The organism is Tateyamaria armeniaca (assembly GCF_045797845.1).
Classification (GTDB): Bacteria; Pseudomonadota; Alphaproteobacteria; order Rhodobacterales; family Rhodobacteraceae; genus Tateyamaria; species Tateyamaria armeniaca.
The window spans coordinates 18,020-33,108 of sequence record NZ_JBHDIY010000004.1; the positions used below are offsets into that span (position 1 = coordinate 18,020).

17 protein-coding genes are annotated in these 15,089 nt (G+C 59.2%); all 17 read left to right on the forward strand.

What is annotated here, in order from left to right:
• Positions 1–62 precede the first annotated feature (62 nt).
• A complete protein-coding gene (locus ACERZ8_RS21300) occupies positions 63–713 on the forward strand; it encodes a sulfotransferase domain-containing protein (RefSeq protein ID WP_407594457.1) in 651 nt (216 codons plus the stop codon).
• Positions 714–785: 72 nt separating this feature from the next.
• Complete coding sequence (locus ACERZ8_RS21305) at positions 786–1,412, forward strand: NAD-dependent epimerase/dehydratase family protein (RefSeq protein ID WP_407594458.1); 627 nt, start codon at positions 786–788, stop codon at positions 1,410–1,412.
• Entirely contained in the window at positions 1,372–1,776 is a 405-nt protein-coding gene (locus tag ACERZ8_RS21310; protein ID WP_407594460.1) for an NAD-dependent epimerase/dehydratase family protein, read from the forward strand. Before ACERZ8_RS21305 ends, ACERZ8_RS21310 begins: the two co-directional genes overlap by 41 nt.
• 48 nt (positions 1,777–1,824) lie before the next feature.
• Complete coding sequence (locus ACERZ8_RS21315; RefSeq protein WP_407594461.1) at positions 1,825–2,964, forward strand: glycosyltransferase family 4 protein; 1,140 nt, start codon at positions 1,825–1,827, stop codon at positions 2,962–2,964.
• Positions 2,965–2,975: 11 nt separating this feature from the next.
• Positions 2,976–3,434: a polysaccharide biosynthesis protein gene (locus tag ACERZ8_RS21320; protein WP_407594462.1), complete on the forward strand. Its 459-nt coding sequence runs from the start codon at positions 2,976–2,978 to the stop codon at positions 3,432–3,434.
• 2 nt (positions 3,435–3,436) lie between these two features.
• The gene (locus tag ACERZ8_RS21325) at positions 3,437–4,024 is read left to right on the forward strand and encodes a polysaccharide biosynthesis protein (protein WP_407594463.1); all 588 of its coding nucleotides are present in this window, start codon (positions 3,437–3,439) and stop codon (positions 4,022–4,024) included.
• Positions 4,024–4,308, forward strand: coding sequence for a hypothetical protein (locus ACERZ8_RS21330; RefSeq protein ID WP_407594465.1), 285 nt, complete (start codon positions 4,024–4,026; stop codon positions 4,306–4,308). The genes ACERZ8_RS21325 and ACERZ8_RS21330 overlap by 1 nt, the downstream gene beginning before the upstream one ends.
• A gap of 316 nt (positions 4,309–4,624) precedes the next feature.
• Positions 4,625–5,383, forward strand: coding sequence for a hypothetical protein (locus tag ACERZ8_RS21335; RefSeq protein ID WP_407594467.1), 759 nt, complete (start codon positions 4,625–4,627; stop codon positions 5,381–5,383).
• 137 nt (positions 5,384–5,520) lie between these two features.
• Positions 5,521–7,758, forward strand: coding sequence for a glycosyltransferase family 2 protein (locus ACERZ8_RS21340; RefSeq protein ID WP_407594468.1), 2,238 nt, complete (start codon positions 5,521–5,523; stop codon positions 7,756–7,758).
• A gap of 154 nt (positions 7,759–7,912) precedes the next feature.
• Positions 7,913–9,151, forward strand: coding sequence for a hypothetical protein (locus tag ACERZ8_RS21345; RefSeq protein ID WP_407594470.1), 1,239 nt, complete (start codon positions 7,913–7,915; stop codon positions 9,149–9,151).
• The gene (locus tag ACERZ8_RS21350; protein ID WP_407594471.1) at positions 9,069–9,848 is read left to right on the forward strand and encodes a hypothetical protein; all 780 of its coding nucleotides are present in this window, start codon (positions 9,069–9,071) and stop codon (positions 9,846–9,848) included. Before ACERZ8_RS21345 ends, ACERZ8_RS21350 begins: the two co-directional genes overlap by 83 nt.
• Before the next feature lie 8 nt (positions 9,849–9,856).
• The gene (locus ACERZ8_RS21355; RefSeq protein ID WP_407594473.1) at positions 9,857–10,768 is read left to right on the forward strand and encodes a phosphoadenosine phosphosulfate reductase; all 912 of its coding nucleotides are present in this window, start codon (positions 9,857–9,859) and stop codon (positions 10,766–10,768) included.
• Positions 10,765–12,015: a hypothetical protein gene (locus ACERZ8_RS21360; protein ID WP_407594474.1), complete on the forward strand. Its 1,251-nt coding sequence runs from the start codon at positions 10,765–10,767 to the stop codon at positions 12,013–12,015. Before ACERZ8_RS21355 ends, ACERZ8_RS21360 begins: the two co-directional genes overlap by 4 nt.
• A 122-nt stretch (positions 12,016–12,137) precedes the next feature.
• The gene (locus ACERZ8_RS21365) at positions 12,138–12,743 is read left to right on the forward strand and encodes a hypothetical protein (protein ID WP_407594476.1); all 606 of its coding nucleotides are present in this window, start codon (positions 12,138–12,140) and stop codon (positions 12,741–12,743) included.
• A gap of 195 nt (positions 12,744–12,938) precedes the next feature.
• The gene (locus ACERZ8_RS21370; RefSeq protein WP_407594478.1) at positions 12,939–13,181 is read left to right on the forward strand and encodes a hypothetical protein; all 243 of its coding nucleotides are present in this window, start codon (positions 12,939–12,941) and stop codon (positions 13,179–13,181) included.
• Positions 13,123–14,220: a sulfatase-like hydrolase/transferase gene (locus ACERZ8_RS21375; protein ID WP_407594480.1), complete on the forward strand. Its 1,098-nt coding sequence runs from the start codon at positions 13,123–13,125 to the stop codon at positions 14,218–14,220. The genes ACERZ8_RS21370 and ACERZ8_RS21375 overlap by 59 nt, the downstream gene beginning before the upstream one ends.
• A 61-nt stretch (positions 14,221–14,281) precedes the next feature.
• Entirely contained in the window at positions 14,282–15,070 is a 789-nt protein-coding gene (locus ACERZ8_RS21380; protein WP_407594482.1) for a hypothetical protein, read from the forward strand.
• Positions 15,071–15,089 lie beyond the last annotated feature (19 nt).

The following is a 15,089-nucleotide window of genomic DNA, read 5'->3' on the forward strand; positions in this document are numbered from 1 at the left end:
CGTTGCTGTTACCACAGGTAAATTCCACTGCCCGCCATTTAGGTGATGTTGTCTTGCGCCCCGTGTTGGGGTCAGTGGTCGTAAGCGAGTATCCCAAGTCGGGGGGCACCTGGATCGGGCAGATGATCTCGGCTTTGGCAGACCGGCCATACGTGCGCGAAGGACTTGTGCCGTTTCGTCCCTATCTGATCCACAAACATTGCCTGCCCGGCGTATTGGCGGGGTCTGCGCCGATCATAATCTTGCGGGATGGGCGTGATATTTTAGTGTCGTATTATCACCACAGCTTTTTCCTGCATGATGAGCGCACAGCGCGGCTAACCAAATTCACCGCAAACAAGGTGCCACTGGACGACGCCAGCGCGGTGCGCGAAAATCTGCCACGCTTCATCGAGCAGTCGTTCACCAACCCGGTCTATCCCCGATTCTCCTGGACTGAATTTTGTGCGGCATGGAAAGACGTTCCAACGGCCTGCACCCTCAGCTATGAAGAGGCGCGAACTGATCCCGTGGCCATGCTGACGCGCGCACTTGAACATCTGGACAAGGACGTGCCCAAAGCGCGTATCGCCGAAGTTGTTGAGGCGTTTTCTTTTGAGCGGATGTCTGGCCGGGCAGTCGGTCACGAGAGCGAAGAGGCCGTGTTTCTGCGTAAGGGGATTGTGGGCGACTGGCGGAATGCTTTTTCAAAAGGAAGCCGCCGAAGTGTTTGACCATTATGCGGGCCAAATGCTCATCGATCTTGGTTACGAGAATGACAATAGCTGGGTAGCGGAGTGTGCCTCGTGATCAATGAAGTTGCTAACAAGCGGGTCGTCTGGATTACGGGTGCTGCCGGTTTTTTGGGTCAGGAACTTGCACGGCAAATAGGCGCCGAACCTGGGACTGTGTGTTGTGGACTTGGCCGCGGCGCGTCACCCCAGCCCGATATGCATCACGTTGAGGCAGGCGATATCTCGGTCGGGGCGTTGGACAGGTTGCTTGCGCGCACTGGCCCACCTGACGCGATCTATCATCTTGCCGGTGGGTCTTCGGTCGGGCGGTCACTCGCGGACCCGATGCTCGATTTTACAAATTCAGTACATTCCGCAGCTGTGCTGTTTCAATGGGTGTCTGACAATGCGCCCAAGGCGCGCGTGTTGGTTGCATCCTCGGCAGCAGTTTACGGTGCGGATTACACGGCACCAATCACGGAAAGCTCCGCCCTTTGTCCGATCTCTCCTTATGGATGGCACAAGAAGATGGTCGAAGATCTGGCAGTGCTTTGGCATCAGCACAGCGATCTTGATGTCCTTCCTGTCCGCATATTCTCGCTGTTTTGGACGTGGACTTCGCAAACAATTGTTCTGGGATATTGCGGGGCGGCTTCACATGGGCGCGCACGAGATCAAACTCATGGGCAGTGGCAATGAACAGCGCGACTGGTTACTGGTCAGCGACGCCGCAGCGCTCATGATCGCGTTGGTCAAAACAGCGCCCATCGGTTGCGGGCCGGTCAATCTGGGGTGCGGGCAGGCAGTCAGTGTGCATGACGCGGCAAATGAATTTGTGCGTGCCATCTCACCGGACGTGCCAGTGTCATTCAGCGGCGTGCGCGCGGCGGGTGACCCGGATATGCTTGTGGCGGACACGACCAAGCTAAAGGACATCCTGACCGTGAAAGGTGCTCCACCTCTCCTCATGCCTCCCAATCCGCTCAAAAGTTTTGGCGAGGTCGCGCAGTGGTACAAGAACGCCTGGGACGAAGACGTGCCCAGAGCCGGAAATGCGGTCTGAGTATGAGCGATGATTCATCTGAAGGCGCGGTAGGTTTCATACCTGCCCTTGTCATCCTCTTGGATTGGCGGCCAGAACTACGTCTTCAACCTTGTCTCCACATATCGCGCGGCCCGGCCTGATCGAAAAATCTTCCTTGTTTCTTCGTTCGACACAGTCCCCGACATTTTGACGCCGTTGGTCGACAGTGGCGAAGTCGTGGTTCTGAAAGTGCCTGAGTTGAACGCTTTGCGCAGCCCCGTCGTGTTGGCGCGCATCTTGCTGCGTGGCTTTGCTCCGGACGTCTCCCAGAAAATCCAGGCCGCGGGGATCACACACGTATTTTCGCCGACGCTCTATCTTGGCCGCCGTCCCGGCATAACAGTGATCACTTGGATTCCCGACTTCCAGCATCGCTTCCTCCCGCACCTATTTTCGCGCGCGCGGTGGTGGATGCGAGAGTTTTCATACCGGCTGTGCGCGCGCTCTGCCAACCGCATCATTCTGTCGAGCTTTGACGCGAAGCAAAGCTATCAAAAGATGGCGCCAGATCAGCCCGACAAAGCGGTGGTCGTGCCATTCACGCCAACTTTGGACCCTCTCAAAAAGAATGAGCTTGCCAAGATCCTCGCTGAACATGACCTGGACGCCCCGTTCATTTACCTGCCAAATCAGTTCTGGAAGCACAAAAACCATATGCTTGTCATTACAGCACTTGAGGCACTTGTCGCGCGTGGATGGGACGGGCTCTTGGTCATTACGGGCTCGGGATATGATCACCGTGATCAGGCTTACGTCGAAACGCTAAAGGCTCGTCTGGCAAAAATGGAAGAAAAAGGGTCAGTGCGCATGCTGGGACAAGTTCCGCGTGAACATGTGCTGGCATTCCTGCAATGTGCCCGGTGTTTGATCAACCCATCCCTGTTCGAGGGGCGGTCTTCGACCGTAGAAGAAGCCATAGCGTTAGGAACGCCGATGATCCTGTCCGACCTGCCCGTTCATCGCGAACAGGCCGGGGACATGGCCAAATACTTCGACCCTGCCGACCCCGAGGCTTTGTCCGAACTGATCGCGCAGGTGCCGTTGGAGCGCGGTGACACCGCAACCCCGGACCATCGAACGGAATTGGCGGACGGTTTTGCGGCGCGGCAGGCGAAATTTGCCACACAGTTATGCGTGGCAATCGAAGGTCCGCAAGCCGGGATTTAGGGTGGGCCAAAATGCATAGGTTATCCTACCTGATAACACTGGGGCTTAAGAGCAGCTCTCTGGTACTGGCATTTGGCGTGCTTTGGGTGGCCGCGCAGGCGCTTGACCCTGCATCCTTCGGTGTCTTTGCATTCATGATCAGCGCTGCACGCGTCGGGCAAAGCATGGTCGGGATCGGATTTCCGGGTGCCAGTCTGCGTTGGCCGTCTAAAATGCTGGCCGAAGGCACGCCCGGCGCGATTGACCGTTTCTTTTCGACATGTGTTGTCTGGACATGCGGTGCAGCGCTCGTGGTGTTTGTGATCGCGCAGGTACTGCCGGATGGCGCGCTGCCGATACCAAGAGCCACGTTGGGTGCTTTTGCCTGTATCGTACTGGGATTTGCCCTGAACGAAGTGACAGCGAACTTGCTGCGCGCGCACGGCCGGGTGCAAGGCGGGGTCCTGTTGTTCGACATCGTCTTCCGCTAGTCTTGTTCGTCACCATCGTCCTTACCGGTTTGGGGCTGGACCTGCTGAATGGCGACACAGAACCATTGGTGACGATTTTCTGGATTTACTGTTTTTCAGTTTGGTTCAGCGTCTTTGTGGGTCTGACGTGGCTTGCCCTCATGCACGGGCTACGCATTGCGCGTCCCGATGTCAGGTGGGTGATATGGCGCAACGCTGACCTGCGTGCGTTCTGGGGACTTGGCTTCATCAATGCAGCACTTGCGCATTCCGACGTCATCATTGCCATGTTTTTGCTGCCGCCAGAAATAGTGGCAATTTATGCGGTGGCAAAGCGCATTTCGATGCTGCTTTTCTTCTTCCTGATCACCGCCAACTTCGTCACGGCCACGCGGATCACACAAGCCCACACACTTGGCGACATGGCCGAAGTGCAAAAACAACTGAAATTCTCGCTGATCTATGCGAGTCTGCCGCCTTTGCTGGTGGGACCGCTTCTGTTTGCCCTTAAGGTTCCCATCATGACCTCCTTCACCCCGATCGAGTTCGCCTGTCTACGCTCGGCGGTGCCGCATCCGGCCTTGGTGGTTTGTCCCTACTGCTGGGCGTGATGTTGCTGACGCAATTCATCAATTGTACCTTTGGCGCAACGGGTCTGGCCATGGCGCAAATGGGGGCGGCGGGTCAGTCTTTGCGGGTGAAAATTGTGACTCTGGGCATATCCATCTGTGCTGTCACAGTCGGGACACTTGCGTTTGGCGTCATTGGCACTGCTATCGGGTTTCTGATGGCAAATTTTGTTCAGAATGCTTGGCTCGCCTGGATCGTCCGGCGCAAGTTCGGCGTGGACCCGTCCTTTTTTGTCTATCTGTACCCAACTGGAAAGGCGACCTAGTGTCCTTGATCCCAGAAACCTCTCCGGGTCTGAAGTGGAGCGACGCGAAAAGCATGTTTTTCGCAGTGCCACAGCGAAGGGTGAAAAAATGGCTAACCCCAAGTCAAATGTCACAATCGTCTACATCGCCGGACTTGATCGTTCCGGCAGTACACTTCTGGCCAACCTGCTTGAGGCAGTACCCGGATCGATTTCCGTTGGTGAATTGCCCGTCATCTGGCGCCACGGGTGGAAAGACGATTGGCAGTCAGCAGATGGCACACGGTTTTCAACGTCGGAGTTCTGGCAAGGCGTCATCGCACAGATGCACGAACGGATGCCCGAATTTGACCCGGAAACAGCGCTCGCGCTGTGGCATCGGATCATCAAACGGCGTCACATCATTCCGCTTTCGAGGGCCCTGCGCCTCAAGCTGACTGATGATGAAATCGCATATATCGACCTGTTTTCAAACCTATACCGCGCCATCGCCGCCGTATCGGGAAAGCCGATTGTCATCGATTCAGGCAAGGTGGCCTATCATTCCGCCTTGATGCAGTGGGCCGGGGAACGCATTCAGTGGCGCGAGGTGCATCTTGTCCGCGATCCGCGCGCAGTCGCATTTTCGCGCCAGCGCATCAAACAGAATACGAATGTGACCGACGGCAAGGCGCTGATGGTGCGGCACGGTCCGATGCGTGTTTCCGGGCGTTGGTTGTGGGCGAACAGTCTCATTTGGGCGAGCCGCAGGAAAAACACACCTACAACCCGTGTGGTCTACGAGACACTCGCCGATTTTCCGGCCGCCGAGATGACGCGCCTGACCCATACCCTTGATCTGACCAGTCAAGCTGAGGCGGAAAAAACCTTCAAACCCTTGGAAACGGGCAGTTACATGCCACCCGCAGGCGTGGCGTTTTCCGGCAATTCGAGCCGATTTGACCGCAAGCAAACGAAAATTCGTCCTGATGATGAGTGGAAAACATCACTGCCCACACATGACAGACGGGTGGTGACCGTCTTGACGTGGCCGTTGCGAGGACTGTTCCGACCCCAGCATCCCGACTCCACTCAAAATCGGTTTTCTGAACGGTAAGCTTTTTCCTCTATTCACCAATTGGATCCAAGCCTTACATCTCAAACTCAGACGGGCTAGACACAACTCACACCTGTTCGGATACATAGTTCCCTCGTGATGACAGCCTCACATCTCATCCTCCGGCAGCGCCTGCAATGACCAGTGAAGTTCTGCATCGCAAACTGGCCGGGCAAGTTCTGAACGATGGCGTGCTGGTCGACGCCGTCAGTGACGGGCAAACCATCACTCTATACTTCGACGCAAGCATTGCACCCAAATCCATTATCCCCCCCAAAAACGCCACCCTTGTGTTAGAGAAAAGCATCGGTGACGGCCCGATCCTCACCTATGCGCTGCCCGAAGGCACTGCGCCGCGGTTCAGCATCGGCGGGCAAGACGTTGATATCGCGCCCGGGCCGGTTGAACATGATCTGTTCGACGGACTCAATTGCTTTGCCTCGATCCGCAATGGGGAAAGCGCGGACACCGTTCTCGCGTGGCTTGCCTATCATATCGAACATCACGAGCTTGAGGGCGTGGTTCTGATCGACCGGGCCAAACCCGGAAGTGACAATCAATTTGTCCAAGATCTTGAAAAAGGCATGGCGGCGCTCGGGCTGTCCTGCACCGTCCTGATCCTGTCCAGCGATTTGCCTCTTGGCCAGCCGGGTCAGCCACCCGAGACACATCCGTTCAGCGTGCCCGGCGCGCCCGGCAAGGACCGGATGAAGGTGCCCAAGTCTGACCCCTGGTCTGCCCCGCTCGGCGCTTTCGGCATCTTCGAAATCATCCGCGAACGATACCTGCATACTGCCCGCGCCGTGGCCAACATCGAAGTGTATGACCTTATCACACGCGGCGATCACACCGTCTTCGACGCTACGGTGCGCGCTCAGGGCGGCGTGATCCAGCTACAGGGCGAACAGTGCTATCCGTGGCGGGTGCGCAATGGCGATCCGATCCGGTTTGGCGATCACATCTGTGTCCAGTTCGACAAGACCAAGACACGCAAACGGTTCTGCATCGCCCCGGATCGCGCGCCTGACACGGCTGTCTGGCGGCCCGTTCGCATCGGCAATGGCGAAGCGGACGAGGGTGCGACCGGCCACTTTTACCGCCACATGTCCCTGCGCCACCCCACACGCGCTGTGGCCAAGATCGTACCCAAATCCTCTCTGATCGAAAGCGACGATTTGCTCAAACGGGCGAAGGACCTGTTCGACCATGACCCGGTGCGCATGCCCGAAGACAAGCTCGACAAAGTGCCCAAAGGGCGCGGGCGCTGCGCCATCGTCACAACGATGAAGAACGAGGGGCCGTTTATCCTCGAATGGCTCGCTTATCACCGCGCAATCGGGTTTGACGACATCATCGTCTATACCAACGACTGCACCGATGGCACCGACACGATGCTTGAAATGCTGCAAGCCAAGGGCATCGTGCAGCACCGGATCAACAACTTTCAGGACATGGGACTCAAACCTCAGCACGCCGCCCTGCAATCCGCCGAAGACGAAAAGGTGATCAAACAGGCAAAGTGGGTCACCTGCATCGACGTCGATGAATATGTGAACATCAAGGTGGGGGATGGCACGCTGGATGCGCTGTTCACTGCCGTGCCCGACGCCAACATGATCTCGATGACATGGCGGCTGTTCGGCAATGCGGATGTGCATGAATATGTCGATGTACCCATCACCGAACAGTTCACGCGCTGCGCTCCGGAACTGGCCCGCAAGCCGCATCAGGCATGGGGCTTCAAGACGCTGTTCCAGACCAACGGAATCTTCAAGAAACTGGGCGTGCACCGCCCCAAGGGCCTCAAGCCGCAATTCTGGGATCGCATTAACTGGGTCAACGGGTCGGGCAAGCCGATGCCGCGCGATGTCTACCGCAATGCGTGGCGCTCGACCACGTCCACCTACGGCTATGATCTGGTGCAGCTCAACCACTACGCCGTGCGCTCTGCCGAAAGCTTTCTGGTCAAGCGGGATCGGGGCCGGGTCAACCACGTGGATCGCGATCAGGGCCTCGCCTACTGGTTTCGGATGAACAACAACGCCGAAGCGGAAACCTCGATCCTGTCCCGCCTGCCGCGCATGAAAGAAGAGCTGGCGCGCCTGATGGCCGATCCGGACATCGCCGCCGCACACGCCCATTCGGTTGCCTGTCACCGCACCAAGATCGACGCGCTCAAGGCGACCGAGAACTACGCCAAGTTCTACGCCGAACTGACCAGCCCCCGGATGGAAAAACTCTCCACTCTGCATACACATTTCGGCGCAGCGGTATTCCTGTCCGGTCCCGAAGTCGTGCCCGACGACATAGTGGCCAAAACGCAAGGCGAGGACTGGTTTTTCACCGTCGAACAACAAGGCAGCACACAACACTGATCCCGCGTCCATTTTCCGCCACATTGCTTGTCTAAGAACTTCGACGAGGCAACAGTGCACCCATCAGAACTGTTTCAAAAATGGAAACAAAGTGCATAATAAGGCCAAAATGGCCACGAAGGCAGACGAGCAGCGCAGGAAAGCCCCGTAAGAGATGGCGAAATCCGAAGAGAAAAAGAAGGTGGAGCGCGAGGCGTGGCGCAGCACGCTTGCACAACGCGCCGAAAAGGAGGGGTTTTTCGAGGAAATAGGCCCTCTGCACAAGGCCATCCACATCCCCGAAGCGGGCGAGTTGGGCAAGACGCTTGTTGTGGTGTTCGACAATTTGGATGACGTCCGTCAGGACCCCAATCGCCTCCCATGGGCAGTCGATTTCATCTCGGCCCAGGGCTGGTCATCGCTGGGTGTGATGGCCCATGGGCCCACTTGGTACCGTGATCCGCACATGTATGCGTTCTTTGACAGGCTGCGGGACGAAAAATTCTTCGACAAATTCGAACGCGTCGTCTTTTACGGCACCTCAATGGGCGGATACGCCGCCGCCGCCTATTCCGCCGCCTGCCCCGGAGCCACGGTCGTCGCCATCAGCCCGCAGGCCACGATGGACCGCGACCGAGCAGGCTGGGATCACCGCTATCGCCGGTCGTGGCGGCACGACTATTTCGGCCCCTACGGCTATGCGCCCGAGATGTCGGCAGATGCGGATAAGGTCTGGATCTTTTACGATTCACGCATGCCGCAGGATGCGATGCACGCCACGCTGTTTCAGGGCGACAACGTGATCGACATGGGGTGCCCGTTCATGGGCCACGGCATGCTGACGATGTGGCGCGACATGGGCATTCTGAAACCCATCGTGTCCGGTGTTATCAACGGCACGCACACACCGACGGACGTGCGGCGACTGCTGCGCGCGCGCCATGGATCAAAGATGTACCAAAAGGCGCTCCTCCATCACCTTGAAGGCACGAACAAACACCGGCTCCTGATCCGCTACTGCTTTTCCATCCTCAAACTCCGCCCCGCCCCCCATTTCAAACAGGCCGCCCAACGCGCGCGCCAGCGCCTGCGGAAAACGCATGAAACCCCTTCCCAATATTGCCTCTCTCTGGATCGGTGGGCGTCTGTCCTGGCTGGAACAGCTGTGCCTGAAATCCTTTGCGGATCAGGGCCATCACATCACGCTTTACAGCTATTCGCCCATCCCCAACCTGCCCGAAGGGGTACACGCGGGCGATGCGGAGGATATCTTCCCCTCCGAGCCGATGCTGATCCACGCCCGCAACGGCAGCCCCGCGATCCATGCCGACATGTGGCGTCTGCACCTGCTGGCCAAGACCGACAGCATCTGGGTCGACGCCGATATGTACTGCTATCGCCCCTTCGATTTTGACAGCCCGTTTGTCTATGGCTGGGAAAAGCCCGGTCAGGTGTGCAACGCAGTATTGGGCCTGCCATCGGACTCAAAGACGCTTGTCGGCCTTCTGGATTTCTTCAAGGACGAATACGCCATCGCGCCATGGCTGAAGAAGTGGCAGCAAAAGGAACTGCAGGCCGAAAAGGACGCAGGCAACCCTGTGCACATGACAGAACAGGCATGGGGGTTCACCGGCCCGGCTTCAGTCACCTATTTCCTTGAAAAGACAGGGGAAATAGAACACGCCGAGCCGCAAACCGTGTTCTACCCGATCTCGTTTCCCGACCGGAACCACATGATCATGTCCCGCTTCAACATTGAGGAACGGCTGACCGAACAGACCCGCGGTGTGCATTTCTGGGCCCGCCGGATGAAACCGCGCCTCGAGGAAAAGGAAAACAACACCCCCCGCCGGGGCAGCTTTATGGAGGGGCTGATCGCCAAACACGGGATCGACCCCGCCGCCGCCCCGATCCCTGCGAAAAAGAAAGTGTCGAACGCACCCGTCAATGACCCCGAATTTCAGGCAAAGATCGGCATCGAGGCCCTGAAGGGCGAGGCGTCGTTCACCAAAATCTGCCGCGATCACCTCGTCGATAAGCAACTTGTAAAATCCTGCCGCGATACGATCGTGAACAACGCAGCGACACTGTTCGCTGCCAAGGACGGATGAGGCAGGGTATGAACAAACGCATCGCATGGGCTGATACGCTTGCCGAAATGGGCGAGGAACGTGGATTTTTCCGCCAGCTTGGCGATCAGCACAACGCGCTGTACCTCAAAGGCGACAAGACGCTGGTGGTGACCTTCGACAACCTTGACGATGTCCGTCAGGACGTGGCTGATCGCATGCCATGGGGCAGTCAGTTCATCTCGTCTCGCGGCTGGTCGTCGCTGGGAATCGGCGCGCATGGCTGGACGTGGTATCGCGATGACGCGGTGCACGACTTTTTCGATGAATTGCGCGACACCGGCTTCTTCGACCAGTTCGACAACGTCGTGTTCTACGGCACGTCCATGGCCGGATATGCCGCCACCGTGTTCTGCGCCGCCGCCCCTGGCGCCAAGGTGCTGGCGATGAACCCGCAGGCCACGCTGGAACGGCGGATCACCTCCGGATGGGAGACCCGCTATCACCGCTCGTGGAAACAGGATTTTTCCGGGCGATATTCCTATGGCCCCGACCAATCGGCCAGCGCCGACATCGTCTATCTGTTCTTTGACCCGTTCGTGGCCGAGGATGCGATGCACGCCGCCCTTTATCAGAACGAAAACGTGGTCAAAATCCGCTGCCGGCATTTCGGTCACGGTCTGACCAGCGCCTTCAACCGCATCGGCATCCTGAAAGAAACGGTCGAGCTTTGTGTGAACGAAAAACCGCAGGCCCGACAGATCTACAAGCTGATGACAGCCCGCAAGGCCCTGCCCCGCTACCAGAAATCCGTTCTGAACATGCTGCTTGAGCGCAAACGCCCCCTGCTCATCCACCGCTGGTGCCGCAAGGTGATCGAGATGTCAGGCGACAACCAGCGCCCCCATTTTCGCCGGGCGATGAAGCAGGCGGCCAAAGCCCTGCGCCCGGATCAGTTGTGAGTGACACGCCGCCTTCCCTGCCACAATGGTACGCGGAACTCCCCAGCGCGGCGCGCAGCGAGGATTTCCACCAGCAGGTCGGCACCGCCGAACTCCTGCTGTGCGAACGCGACACGAAACAGCTGATCATCAGCTTTGGCCACGCCGAAGACACCGACCACCCCGAACTCGACTGGCCTGCATGGACCGACCGGCTGGCCCGCGATCAGGGGTGGAGCCATCTGGCCATCCTCGCCCCCAAGGGTACCTGGTTTCGCGACCCTTATCTGATCCAGACGCTCGAACAACTGCGCGATCTCGGCTTTTTCAAACGTTTCAAAAATGTGGCCCTGTTTGGCGCGGCGACAAAGGGCGGCGGTTTTGCGGCCCTCGCCTTTGCGCCCTTGATCCCCGGCGCGACCGTCATCGCATTCGATGCGCAATCGACACTGCGCTCCGCATCTGTCCCGTGGGAGGATCGGTTCGCGCCCCAGAACCCATCCAACTGGTCCCTGCCCTATTCCGACACGACCCGCGCGTTGACCAACACGGCCCGCGTCTACGTGGCGTATGACCCGTTTGAGCGGTGCGATGCGCAGCACGTCGCCCGCCTGCCCGACAAGCGGATCACGTCCTTGCGCGCCTTTGGTCTGGTCGATGACATAGGCATTGCGCTGAAACGGCTTGGGCTGCTGAACGACATCCTGATCGCCGCCGTTGCTGGTACGCTTGAACCGGCAGAATGGTATGAAAAGCTGCGCCAGCGGCGCGATCTGTACCTCTATCGGCGCGGGATGGAGCGTCATCTGGCCGCGCGCGGCAAGGATACGCTGTCGGCCGCCTTTGTCACCGCCTTTCGCAAGCGCACCCGCGCGAGAAAAGCACAGGTCGAAGCGCCGGACCGCTATCCACCGGGCCAGCCCAGACACAAACACCCGGCGCCCTGCCGCCAGATTTCCCCGATGCCCCGACCGCACCCGCGCTGGCCGGGCGGCGCTGGCCGCGCACCCTTGGCAATGTCTCGGGGCCTGCGGGATGAACCCTCGGGCTTTCGCTATCTGTCCGATCAATATGACGGGCGGGTCATGGGGTTTGAGGAACGCAACGAGGTCACCTTGGGCGAAACCCATCCCCTCGCCATCGGCATGGCTGCCTTTGGCAATCGCGCAGGGCTGCCCCGCGCGCTGCCCGAAGATTTCCGATTTCACGTGGTGGATGAAACCTCGCGGGGCGCGGTGCCCCAGATCAGGCCAAATCCCATGGCGTAGCCGCCCAACGCCATGCCGCCGCACAGCGCCACGCCTATCGCACGATCATCGCGCTGTCGCAGGCACAATCCGGGATCACCGCGGATGAGGCGCAGCCCGACAGCCCCGCCTATTCCACGCTCATGCAGCGGATCGCCGCGGCGCGCGCGGCCCTCACCGACTGGAACAAGGGATTTCATCTCGATCGCATCGCTCTGTCGCTGCTGACCGGCGCGCCCGGCACGTCCCAGCGTGACGCGTTGCACCACTACGGCGATGTCGCGCACGCCATCCGTCACGACGCCGCCATCGCTGCCGGACAGGCGAGCTTTCCCCATGTCGTCACCTCGCAAAGCGCCGGCACAACTACGGACGGCACCAGCGAGGTGATCCTCGCCGAAGGGCAACTCGACATCGAACACCCGACCCTCGGGATCATCGTGGCCACACCCACCTATCCCTATCCGCTGATGGACGACATGCCCGCCACGCTCGACCCCGCCGCCAATATGCTGGTGGACGAGATCGAGGCGCTGGCGGTCGCAACAGTGCAAGAGGGCGAGCGCTGGTTCTGCCCCTCGATGCAAGAGGCCACAGGCACGGGCCGTACGATCCGCATCCGCTTTTCGACGCTCAGCGACCTGGTTCTGGGCGAGGGAACACACGGCTTTGCCGTCACCTGCGCAGGACCCGCCCCCCGCGATCACCAGCGTTTCAGCGCAAGGGAACGAGGTCACCCTGACACTTGATGCCGAATTGCCCGAGGGGCCAGCCCACATCACCTACGCATGGGGCGCGACCGCGCAGCACAGCGCAAACCGCACCGCAAACACAGGTGACCTGCGCGATCAATGGACCCATCCCAGCGTCATGCAGTCCGGCACCATTCTGCACCGCTACGCCCTGTCGGGCCGCGTGCCCCTGACGACCGGTGGTGCAACGTTATGAGCACCCGCAAGAACATCCTCCTGATCAGCCTTGATGACGCGTTCTCCTACTGGAAATACCGCTCCGCCTTTGGGGCAGAGCTTCAAACACCAAATCTTGACCGGATCTGCGCACAATCGAGCGCCTTTCACTCTGCCTATTGCCAGTGTGCCGGTCTGCGGGCCGTCGCGCTCCAGCTTTATGTCGGGGCTTACGCCGCATCAGCTTGGAATATTCGACAACTACACCAACGTTTTTGACGTGCTGCGCCCCGAACAGATGTGGTCGTACCGGCTGAAACAGGACGGCTATTATTGTTCAAACGCGGGCAAGGTGCATCACCGGTTCAAGCCGCTGCCCGATCACATCCATAACGTCCTCTATTCCCATCCCTCCGAACACCTCAACATCGGCCCCGGTAAGAACGCCAAGATCAAGAACTATGGCGGGTTGATGAAAGGGCACGGCACCACCGATCCGCGCTATGACGACCGGTACTATGACGCGCAAAGTGCTGCATCGGCGGTGAACTTCCTGCAAGGCTACGACCGCCCCGCCCCTTTCTACCGCGAGGTCGGGTTCTATCACCCCCACTCGCCCTACAAGACCCCCGCCCGCTTCAAGGAGATGTATGACGAGGCGAGCTTCATGCAGCCCAAAGCATGGACCAAGCATGACAAGAACGCCTTTGCCGACACGTTCATGGCCGAGAACATGGACAACTCCGATCTGGTCCTCTGGCGCAAAAGCGTGCGCAACTACTTTTCCGCCTTCACCCATGTGGACGAGCATCTGGGGCGGGTTTGGGATGCGCTCAAAGCCTCCGATCACGCTGACAACACGGTTGTCATCATCCTTGCCGATCACGGGTACCACCCCGGCGACAAGAACCGCTTTCGCAAATACACGCTTTATGAGGAAGCCGCGGGTGTGCCGATCATCATCCACGACCCCGACCGCCCCGAGAGGCGTGCGATCACCGATCCGGTTGCACTGCTCGATGTCGGGCCAACGGTGCTGGACTATGCCGATAGCGCGCCAATGCAGCACGCCGCAGGCCAATCACTGCGCCCACAAGTCAAGGGGGCGAAAAATCCCGACCGCGCCGTGCCCACCTTCTTTTTTGGCAGTGCGTCGATCCGCAAAGGGGATTACCGCTACACCCGCTACCAGGACGGCTCCACCCAGCTTTTTGATCTGACCAAAGATCCATGGCAGTTGCGCGATCTGTCAGGCAGCGACGCCATGGAGGATATGCACCGCGCACTGGTCAGAACCTGCCGACGCTATGGCCTTTGAAATCATTGATACACACACGCCCCTGCCCGAACCCAACGCCTGTTGCACTGTGACCTAAGGAGTGCTGCCGCCGGATATTCTGACCGGCCAAGGCGCGATTTCGGTGGGCAGTCTCACCAATCACGACACCAGCCCCGGCTATCGCAAGCAGTTCGCCATACTGCGGGAAAACGGCACGCTGGGTCTGGCCGAGGGCGCGCGCGCGCTCTACCTCGCCGCCGATTACAAGACCGGTGCCGACTATTTCGGGGTTACGGGCAACGACCGCGGCAACCTGTTCAATTTCATCGGTGGGCACAACCGCTTCCTGCTCGACATCGACTGCGGGGCGGGTGACGACACCATTCTGGGCCACCTCGACCAGTTGCGCGCACGGCTGAACGCGGGCAACAACAGGGTGCTGACCGGGCACACCGGGTCGGAAATCTTTGCCGGATCGGGCCACGATCGTATCGAAACCGCAGACGGGCACAATCAGGTGCATGGGGGCACAGGCGACATGGACGTGATCACCGGCAAGGGGCACGACGTGATCACCACCAAGGCGGGCCGGAACCGCATTGTATGCGCGGGCGGCACAACGGAAATCATCCTCAAAGGGGGCCAGAACCGGATCGAGATTTCGGGCGGGGACGTCACCGTGCGGGTGCACCGCACCGGCCTGCCTCAGACCATCCTTGGCCTGAATGACGGTCACATTGACCTCAGCGATTGGGAAATCCTCGGCCCCATCGACGTTACAATGCAGGACAATGGCGACACCTGCGCCACCGCAGGCAGCGAATTCATCCGTTTTGTCGACACCAGACCCGATATCGTCAAAAGTGCGATCATGGCAGGCCCGCTGTGACGTATCCTTCCGCGCAAGA